The organism is Acinetobacter sp. ANC_7654, assembly GCF_056779855.1.
The window spans coordinates 1-244 of record NZ_JBWYIR010000034.1 but is presented as its reverse complement, the minus strand read 5'-3'; the positions used below and the strand labels follow the sequence as shown (position 1 = coordinate 244).

The window sequence follows — 244 nt, the reverse complement described above, 5'->3', positions numbered from 1 at the left end:
TAAATGATGAAAACGAAGATGGTGTGGATGATGCAGTTGCAGCACTTGAAGAAGCGACAGAAGCAGTAGAGGCGGCTGAAGCAGCATATGCTGAGGCAGAGCAAGCACTAGCAGATGCCGAATCAGATGGTTTAATCACGCCAACAGAACTTACTGAGCTGACTCAAGCACGTGATGATGCGCTTACTGCTAAAGAAGATGCACAAGCGAAAGTTGATGCACTTCCAGAAGGAGCAGACAAAGA

Annotated in this window: 1 protein-coding gene; it reads left to right on the top strand. The window is 47.1% G+C overall.

From position 1 onward, the window contains the following. The coding region (locus AC1M86_RS14810; RefSeq protein ID WP_481608260.1) for a GA-like domain-containing protein at window positions 1-244 on the top strand (244 nt) is incomplete at both ends.